This window comes from Nioella sp., from assembly GCF_964229645.1.
Lineage (GTDB): Bacteria > Pseudomonadota > Alphaproteobacteria > Rhodobacterales > Rhodobacteraceae > Nioella.
Genome location: NZ_CAXREX010000066.1, coordinates 1 through 6441, shown reverse-complemented (window position 1 = coordinate 6441; position 6441 = coordinate 1). Strand labels below are relative to the sequence as shown.

The 6441-nt window shown below is 68.0% G+C and carries 7 protein-coding genes; 5 read left to right on the top strand and 2 right to left on the bottom strand.

Features of this window, described 5'->3' with window-relative positions; genetic code table 11:
- The 4 genes from ACEQXV_RS04450 to ACEQXV_RS04435 form a co-directional block, all read left to right on the top strand.
- Positions 1-510: prolipoprotein diacylglyceryl transferase (locus ACEQXV_RS04450; protein ID WP_370268082.1), on the top strand; the 510-nt coding region annotated here is incomplete at its 5' end.
- Entirely contained in the window at positions 507-1571 is a 1065-nt protein-coding gene (locus ACEQXV_RS04445) for a class I SAM-dependent methyltransferase (protein ID WP_370268080.1), read from the top strand. The genes ACEQXV_RS04450 and ACEQXV_RS04445, both read left to right, overlap by 4 nt.
- Positions 1572-1599: 28 nt before the next feature.
- Positions 1600-2358: a peptidoglycan editing factor PgeF gene (pgeF, locus tag ACEQXV_RS04440; RefSeq protein WP_370253032.1), complete on the top strand. Its 759-nt coding sequence runs from the start codon at positions 1600-1602 to the stop codon at positions 2356-2358.
- A gap of 198 nt (positions 2359-2556) precedes the next feature.
- Positions 2557-2763, top strand: coding sequence for a hypothetical protein (locus tag ACEQXV_RS04435; protein WP_370253034.1), 207 nt, complete (start codon positions 2557-2559; stop codon positions 2761-2763).
- An 85-nt stretch (positions 2764-2848) separates the two neighbouring features.
- Here ACEQXV_RS04435 and ACEQXV_RS04430 read toward each other — a convergent pair whose 3' ends face one another.
- On the bottom strand, positions 2849-4897 hold the full coding sequence (locus ACEQXV_RS04430; protein WP_370268076.1) for a sulfotransferase: 2049 nt from the start codon (positions 4895-4897) through the stop codon (positions 2849-2851).
- A gap of 5 nt (positions 4898-4902) precedes the next feature.
- Positions 4903-5403, bottom strand: a complete 501-nt coding sequence (locus ACEQXV_RS04425; protein ID WP_370253038.1) for an Lrp/AsnC family transcriptional regulator — start codon at positions 5401-5403, stop codon at positions 4903-4905.
- Between the two features lie 226 nt (positions 5404-5629).
- Here ACEQXV_RS04425 and ACEQXV_RS04420 point away from each other — a divergent pair.
- The coding region (locus ACEQXV_RS04420; protein ID WP_370268075.1) for an NAD(P)/FAD-dependent oxidoreductase at positions 5630-6441 on the top strand (812 nt) is incomplete at its 3' end.

The window sequence follows — 6441 nt, the reverse complement described above, 5'->3', positions numbered from 1 at the left end:
GCGGGTGACCTTATGGCGCTGGCGACGCCGCCGGGGCTGCTCTTCGGACGGCTTGCGAATTTCGTCAATGCCGAGCTCTGGGGGCGGCCCTCGGATGCGCCCTGGGCGGTCATCTTCCCCGGTCCCGGCGCGCAGGACTGTGCCGGACCCGAGGGCCTGGTCGAACTGGGCGAACTTCTGCTGTGCGCGCGCCACCCCTCGCAGCTTTACGAAGCGGCGATGGAAGGGCTCATCCTGGGCGGGCTCGTGCTGTGGCTGGCCTGGCGGCGCGGGGCGCTGAAGGCCCCGGGGCGGGTGATGGGCGTCTTTTTCGCGGGCTATGCCACCGCGCGCATCATCGTCGAGCTTTTCCGCCAGGCCGACCCGCAATTCATCACCCCCGACAACCCGCTTGGCCATGTGCTGTCGCTTGGGCCCTCGGTGGGGCTTTCGATGGGGCAGATCCTGTCGCTGCCGATGCTGGCGGTCGGATGCGCGCTGATCGTCCTGTCGCGCAGGCCAGCGGCATGAGCGCGCTGCTGCCCGCGCTCGTCGCGCGCATCGCCCGCACTGGGCCCATCTCGGTAGCCGAGTTCATGACCGATTGCCTGCTCCACCCCAGGCATGGCTACTATACCACCCGCGATCCGCTCGGGGCGGCGGGCGATTTCACCACCGCGCCCGAGATCAGCCAGATGTTCGGAGAGCTTCTGGGCCTGTGGCTGGCCCAGGTCTGGATGGACCAGGGCGCGCCCGCGCCGTTCCTGCTGGCTGAACTTGGCCCCGGGCGCGGCACGCTGATGGCCGATATCCTGCGCGCGACCCGCTCCGTTCCCGGCTTTCATGACGCCGCGCGGCTTCACCTCGTCGAGGTTTCGCCCGCGCTCCGCGCCCGGCAGGCCGAGGCGCTGGCCGGTCATGACGTCACCTTTCACGACCACCTGGCCGCCCTGCCGGAGGGGCCGCTTTTCCTGGTCGCCAACGAGTTTTTCGACGCCCTGCCCATTCGCCAGTTCCAGCGCGCAGGCGCGGGCTGGCGCGAGCGGATGATCGGGGTCGAGGACGATCGGCTGATCTGGGGGCTGGGGGCCGAGATGCAGTTCGACCTGCTGGCCGACCGGCTGGCGGACACGACCGAGGGCCAGATCGTGGAGCTCAACGCCCCGGCCCTGCCGCTGGCCGAGGATCTCGGGCGGCGCATCGCGGCCCATGGCGGCGCGGCGCTGATCGTCGACTACGGCGATGCGGTCAGCATCGGCGACACGTTCCAGGCCTTGAGGGACCACGCGCCGGTCGATCCGCTCTCGTGCCCGGGCGAGGCCGATCTGACCGCGCATGTGGCCTTCGCGCCGCTGGCGGCGGCCGCCCGTCCCGCCCGCGCCTCGCAGCCCACGGCGCAGGGGGTCTTCCTCGAACGGCTTGGCATCACGGCGCGCGCGCAGGCGCTGGCCGCGCGGCTGGAAGGCGCGGCGCTGACCAGCCATGTCGCCGCACACAGGCGCTTGACGCACCCGCAGGAAATGGGAACGCTGTTCAAGGTGATGTCCCTCACCCCGCCCGACGCCCCGCTGCCCCCCGGCCTCGACCCATGAAAGGCCCCGCTGCCAGATGACCGTAACCATGAGCCTTGAGATCCTGACCTCGGACCTTCTGGACGGTGTCCGGCATGGCTTCTTCACCCGGCGCGGCGGTGCCTCCTCGGGCATTTTTCACGGGCTGAACTGCGGCACCGGATCCTCGGACCAGACCAGCATCGTCGAGACCAACCGTCGCCGGGTGGCCGACGCGATGGAGGTGCCGCTGACCCGGCTGGTGACGGTGCACCAGACCCATTCGGCACGGGCCATCCCGGTGGACGATGCCCAGCCCCTGCCCCGCCCCGAGGCCGATGCCGTGGTAACGGCAACGCCGGGCACCGCCGTGGCGGTGCTGACCGCCGATTGCCAGCCGGTGCTGTTCGCAGACCGCAAGGCCGGCGTGGTGGCCGCGGCCCATGCGGGCTGGCGCGGAGCATTCGACGGAGTGCTTGAAGCCACGCTCGACACGATGGAAGAAATGGGCGCGGCACGGGCCGATGTGCGGGCTGTGATCGGCCCCTCGATCAGCCAGCGCGCCTACGAGGTAGGCCCCGAATTCTTCGAACTGTTCTTCGACGAGGACCGCGAGAACTCGATGTTCTTTGCCAATGGCGAGGGCGACCGGTTCCTGTTCGATCTGCCCGCCTATGGGCTGCACCGCCTGCGCCGGGCTGGCGTAGGCCAGGCGGAATGGACCCGCCACTGCACCTATTCGGACCCGGAGCGGTTCTTTTCCTATCGCCGCTCGGTGCACAGGGGCGAGGCCGATTACGGACGCCTGATTTCAGCGATTCGTCTTTGACAGGGAAATTTGGCGGAACTGCCACCTTCCATACTGCGATCGGATAATTTTGACGCCTTGGTGTCATTTATCGCCCCATTGCGGACGTGAATTGTCCCTTGAGAAAAATTTCATCTTTAGTTTTAAGGGTGAAAGCGCGTCACAATTTCGCCTAGAGGATTCAGGGATTTTTAAGCCAAGGGCCGTAAGACCGCCCGAATGATCCTCCAGATTGTTCTCAACCCGGAAACGGGGTTTGAAAAAGCCCAGAAGGGCGGCATGAACAAGAGGACAAGAGCGATGCTGAAACGGCGCTGGATGGAACGGGTTCTGGAAGAGAGCCAGAAGGAACAGATCGAAATGCCCTGGGCCCGGGGCAAGCGCAATCGCCGCCGCATGGCGGGGCGTTCGGCGCTGACGGCCTGAACCTGGCCCGGCCCGACCCAAGGGGCCGACAGATCGATGCGAAAGACGGCGGCCAAAACGGCCGCCTTTTTTCATGCCAAACGCACTACAGGGTGACGGGCTTTTCCAGCGCCTCAAGAAGCGGCTCCAGCTCGGTCTCGTAGCGTTTCCAGGCTGCGACCGAGGCACGGTAGATGGGCTGTCGCACCTGTGCAAAGCTGAGTGTTGCAACACTGCGCCTGGCCTTGTGCGGCTCCAGGCAGGCATCTTGCCAGTCGAGCCCCGCGGCGGCGACGAGCGCGCGGATATGCGGTTCCGGCTCTGCAGTCAGCGCCTCGTAATCGACCACATGCACCCGGTCGGGCAAGGCCTCGGCCCAGACCTCCATCATGGCATCATAGAGCCGCAGGAGACGTCCGATATCGGCCAGGTCGGTCGAGTAGCGGTGCCGCCCCGGCGGGAACATGTTGCGGTAGATCGACAGGCCCACGTCGCGCGGGTCGCGGCGCAGCATCAGGAAGCGCGCGCCCGGCAGCGCGAGCGCCGCCTGCCCCACCCGGCTGTAGGTCGAGATCGCCTTGTCGGTGAACAGATCACCCGCGCCGGAGCGCCGCCGCGCCGCCGCGATGTAGCGTGGTCCGGCCGCGGCCAGCGCCCGGGCGAGACCCGCGTCATCGGGCGCGGCCTCGACGATCGGGGCGAGCGCCTGCACGAGGAAGGGCATCTCGCCGCCAGCCGTCACCCTGTCATGGGCGGCCAGCACGGTTTCGACCAGCGTTGTGCCCGATCGCGGCGGGCCCGAAACGAAGAGCACCGGAGTCTCGTCCGTCGGGCGCGGCAGCCCCCGCGCGGCAAGCACACTGTAATCGGCCACCAGTGCGCGCGCCTGCTCCAGATCGGCCTCGAAGCGGTAGGGATACTCGGCCCGCATGATCCGGTTGGCACGGTCGAGATGCTCGAACACGCGGCCATAGTCCTTGAGGTCTTCCAGCGCCTTGGCCATGGCAAAGGACAGCAACCGGCGGCTGCTGCGCGGCAGGGACTTGTCGGCAAGCCGCTGTTCCAGCACTGGCAGGATCGGATCCTCGGCGGTCATCTTCGCGCCGCCGACGTAAGAGCGGATGGCCTCGGCCGCATCGGGGCTGAGCGCGATTGCGCGCAGGAAATCGTCCCGCGCGCCGTCCATGTCGCCCGCCGTCTGGCGCGTTTGGCCCCGCAGGGTCAATCCCTCGACATCGTCGGGGGTTGCGGCCAGCAACTCGTCCAGCAGGGCGCGGGCGGCGTCCCGGTCACCTTCCTGTTCCAGCGTGAAGGCCAGGTTGTAAAGCGCCTCGCGCCTGGCCCCGCGCCGGATCGCCTCGTCATAGGCGGCGCGGGCGGCGGCGGGGCGGTGCAGGCTGGCCAGAAGATCGCCGCGCATGGCGTGCAGGCGCGGACCCCGGCGGGCCTTGGCCCCCGCCTCGGCCAACAGAGCCTCGGCCTCTTCGGGTCGGCAGGTATCAGACAGCGCGCGCGCCAGCAAAAGCGTAACATCGGCGCCGAGTTCGCGGGCCCGACGCAGCGCGGCCTCTGCCTGCGCGGGTCGGCCCAGTTCCAGGCAGCACTGGCCAAAGCCCGCCCAGGCCCTTGGATCGTCGGGGCGGCGTTCCACCGCCTTTTCCAGCGGCAGGAAGGCGGTGCTCCACTTGCCCTGCGCGGCCCGCGCCAGCCCAAGGGCCAGCGCCGGTCCCCCGGCGGAGGGGTGGCGCGAGGCAAGTGCGAAGGCAGAGGCTTCGACCTTGGCGGCCTCGCCTGCATCGAGCTGCCTGATTATGGCGGTGACATCGGGTTCGGAGCCAAGCGCAATGCCCGCGGCGGACGCCTCGCGTTCCAGCTTGCGCAGCTTGCCACCGCTCAGAACCCCGGCCAGCGCCTGCCAGATGGCGGGTTCCTTCGGGCGCGCCTTCAGGGCCCGCCGAAGGGCGCTTTCGGCCTTGGCGGCGTCGCCCCTGGCCGCATGGATGCGCCCGACCTGGAAATGCGCCTCGGCAAGATCGGGGCGGGCCTGAAGCACCTGCGCATAGAGCGCCAGCGCCTCATCGGCGCGGCCCGCGTTCTGCGCCGCCATCGCCTGTTGGTAGAGCTGCTTGATCCGCGCCGGGTTGACGGGAAGCATCGGCCTCAGCCCTCGCGCGCCAGCCGATCCTCCAGCACCTCGAAGGGCACGCCGGGCTCGTCCTTGGCCCCCCGGATCACCAGAGAGGTGCGCACATGGGCCACGTTTTCCGCCGCGGTCAGTTGACCGGTCAGGAAGCTTTGGAAGGTCGACAGGTCCGGCGCCACGCATTTCAGGATGAAGTCGATCTCGCCGTTCAGCATGTGGCATTCGCGGACCAGCGGCCAGCTGCGGCAGCGCTCCTCGAAGGCCACGAGATCGGCTTCGGCCTGGCTATGCAGCCCGACCATCGCGAAGACCTGCACCTCGAACCCCAGAAGCCGGGGGTCCACCTCGGCGTGGTAGCCGCGGATATAGCCGGTTTCTTCCAGCGTGCGCACGCGGCGCAGGCAGGGCGGGGCGGAGATGCCCACGCGGCTGGCCAGTTCCACGTTGGTCATGCGGCCATTGCCCTGAAGCTCTGCCAGGATCATGCGATCGGTCTGATCTAGTTTTGCTCCCGGCATGATTGGCTCGCCTCCCCAGACGCTTTTTCTTGGACTTAAGAATCCTGTTATCGGACATGCCCTTTGCGCAAGATTATTTCAAGGGCGCGCAACATATGGAACGGGCGCGCGCGGAATGCAAGGGCGGCGATGCGTCCCTTCCATTGCAGGGCGGCGCTGTCTATATGGCTTGGGACCGGGGTATTGACCGCCCCACTGAACCACCCGCCGCTCAAGAGGTGCGCCCATGTCCGAGACCCGTCACACCCGCGTTCTGATCATCGGCTCCGGCCCTGCCGGGTACACGGCCGGCGTCTATGCCAGCCGCGCCATGCTGGAACCGATCCTGGTGCAGGGGATCGAACCCGGCGGTCAGCTGACCACCACGACCGAGGTGGAAAACTGGCCCGGCGATACCGAGGTGCAGGGCCCCGACCTGATGGTGCGGATGGAGGCGCATGCCAAGGCCATGGGCTGCGAGATCATCGGCGACATCATCTCGTCGCTCGACACCACGCAGCGCCCCTTCGTCGCCAAGGGAGACAGCGGCACCACCTATACCGCCGACGCGGTCATCCTGGCCACCGGCGCGCGCGCCAAGTGGCTTGGCCTGCCCTCGGAAGAGGCGTTCAAGGGCTTCGGCGTCTCGGCCTGCGCCACCTGTGACGGCTTCTTCTACCGCGGGCAGGAAATCGTGGTCATCGGCGGCGGCAATACCGCCGTGGAAGAGGCGCTGTTCCTGACCAACTTCGCCTCGAAGGTCACGCTCATCCACCGCCGGGATGAGTTGCGCGCCGAGAAGATCCTGATCGACCGGCTGATGAAGAACCCCAAGATCGAGCCCCTGTGGCACCACGTGCTGGACGAGGTCGTCGGCACCGACAACCCCAAGGGCGTCGAGGCCGTGCGCGCCAGGCACGTGGAGACAGGCGAGATCACCGAGATCCCCTGCAAGGGCGTCTTCGTGGCGATCGGCCATGCGCCTGCCAATGAACTGGTCAAGGACGTGCTGGACCTGCACAACGGCGGCTATGTGAAGGTCGAGCCGGGCAGCACCCG

Bases quoted from the DNA above. Each gene is read 5' to 3' on its own strand.
- ACEQXV_RS04445 (WP_370268080.1), top strand. From the start codon at position 507: ATGAGCGCGCTGCTGCCCGCGCTCGTCGCGCGCATCGCCCGCACTGGG.
- ACEQXV_RS04435 (WP_370253034.1), top strand. From the start codon at position 2,557: ATGATCCTCCAGATTGTTCTCAACCCGGAAACGGGGTTTGAAAAAGCC.
- ACEQXV_RS04430 (WP_370268076.1), bottom strand. From the start codon at position 4,897: ATGCTTCCCGTCAACCCGGCGCGGATCAAGCAGCTCTACCAACAGGCG.
- ACEQXV_RS04425 (WP_370253038.1), bottom strand. From the start codon at position 5,403: ATGCCGGGAGCAAAACTAGATCAGACCGATCGCATGATCCTGGCAGAG.
- pgeF (WP_370253032.1), top strand. From the start codon at position 1,600: ATGAGCCTTGAGATCCTGACCTCGGACCTTCTGGACGGTGTCCGGCAT.